Origin of the sequence: Teichococcus wenyumeiae, assembly GCF_003696345.1 — a bacterium.
Lineage (GTDB): Bacteria > Pseudomonadota > Alphaproteobacteria > Acetobacterales > Acetobacteraceae > Pseudoroseomonas > Pseudoroseomonas wenyumeiae.
This window is the reverse complement of record NZ_RFLX01000130.1, coordinates 1-1804: the sequence shown is the minus strand read 5'-3', so window position 1 is coordinate 1804 and position 1804 is coordinate 1. Positions and strand designations below refer to the sequence as shown.

The 1804-nt window shown below is 50.6% G+C and carries 2 protein-coding genes and 1 pseudogene; all 3 read left to right on the top strand.

Features of this window, described 5'->3' with window-relative positions; genetic code table 11:
• Positions 1-140, top strand: a pseudogene (locus EBE87_RS28180) (IS5/IS1182 family transposase); the annotation flags it as partial.
• A gap of 127 nt (positions 141-267) precedes the next feature.
• Positions 268-1011, top strand: a complete 744-nt coding sequence (locus EBE87_RS28175) for a ParA family protein (protein ID WP_120641240.1) — start codon at positions 268-270, stop codon at positions 1009-1011.
• Entirely contained in the window at positions 1008-1670 is a 663-nt protein-coding gene (locus EBE87_RS28170; protein ID WP_158601086.1) for a DUF3102 domain-containing protein, read from the top strand. The genes EBE87_RS28175 and EBE87_RS28170 overlap by 4 nt, the downstream gene beginning before the upstream one ends.
• The last annotated feature ends 134 nt before the right edge of the window (positions 1671-1804 follow it).

Here is a 1804-nt window from a genome sequence, read left to right as displayed (position 1 = left end):
GCTCCTTTGCTTGGGCCAACCGGTTCCGGCGCCTGGTGAAGGACTACGAGCGCTACGCCAGCACCCTTGCCGATCTCCACCTCATCGCCTTCGCCTGCCTCATGCTCAAGCAGGCTGCTCAACTGGCCGCAGGTCCATAACAGCCTCTAGATGTAAGCTTCAAAAGTGGCGACGTCGCCACTTTCCGGGTGCAGCAGAGGGCCGCCTCGACCAGTTTACGTGCACTGGTTTCTCGAGCTATTCTGATGTCCCACAAAGGTCGGATCAATGGCAACATCAACCAAAGGTCGGCCGATTATCGGTGCCGTCGAGAAAATGCCTGTAAGCTCGTGTCCCTCTCCAATGCTTCACCCGACGGAGAAGCGCCAAAAATGGATTCTGACATCAGCCGGAAAAGGAGGGACAGGAAAAACTTCAACAAGTTTAAACTTGGCTGTTTGTGCGGTTCATGCAGGCTACAAGGTTGTTTTGATTGATCTAGACGCGCAGAAGTCTCTAAGTCGTTGGCATCAGCGTAGACCAGAGCAGGCACCTGAAATTTTCTTGTGGCAGGGCAAAATGACGGATGTCACTCAAGCTATATCTGAAGTTGGCACCTTCGAAGATGCCGACTTGGTGATTGTAGACACCCCTCCCGGTATCGACGACTATCCTCGGGAAAGCAGGCTTCTGGTAAAAAAAGCCGATTTCATCATCATTCCAACATCTCCCGGTACTGCCGACTTAGATAGCGTAATTGAATGGATGAGTTTCCTGCAGCGAGAACGTGCCCCTGCTGCTTTCCTGCTTAACAAAGTTCAAAGGCAGCATCGACGTTATCAAGAAGCACGAAACCGCCTCAATGCCGCCGGACCACTTTGTCCGGTGGATGTTCGATTGCTAGATGACATCGAGGCGACCCACGATCTTGGTGTTGGGGCGATTGAGATACGTCGGTCCAAAGCCATAGATGATATTCGAGCTGTATGGCTCTTCATTTGCCATCAACTGCGACTGGAGCCAGCAGCATGACTGGATTCGTTCTATCTCGAACCCGAAGAAAGTCGTCTTCGCTTCCTGCCACTGCTACGCCGGAGCAGGGTTTTAGAAATCGAGATAAAGTCCTTCGTAACACTTTATTAGAGTGCCGTGATGTACCAAGCTATGTACTTGAGATTCAGAAGCTGTGGGACGATGCTGCTGAGAGCTTCTTAACTATCGGCCGTTATCTGGTTCAGGCTAAACAGAATCTTAAACACGGTGAGTTCGAGCAAATGATTAGGCATGAACTCCCTTTCGATAAAAATGTTGCTCATCGCCTGCGTCGTGTGGCCGAGGACATTGATAAAGGGCGGCTGGATGCCTCTAAGCTTCCCCGAAACTACACAACAATATATCGCTTCGTAACAATGAACGACGCGTTATTAGAACGGGCTCAGCAGGAAGGCGTTATGCATCCCGAAGTAACGCATCGACAAATACATACATTTCTACGGCAAGTCCGAGACGAACAGATGGTCTCCATCCAAGCAGTAAATTATAATGAAGTGACAGATCAATATTCGACGCTCCGAAAAGAAATTTCCGCTCTTGAAAAAATCCTTGAAGAAAAACGTGGTCTGCTTCGTAAAATTGAAGATGAACTGAAGCGTTCGGAACTTGGCGTAATTGAGGGTACCAAGGTATTCTAAGCTCAACTTTGGCCATCTGAGGCAGGCGTAGGCGGCGAGGCGGGTGGACATTTCGAAAAACCTCGCGGCTGAGGCGCGAAGCTGATTCACTGCCGCTGGTCAGCGGAGGCAGTGGCGATGGCAGATCAGCCGGG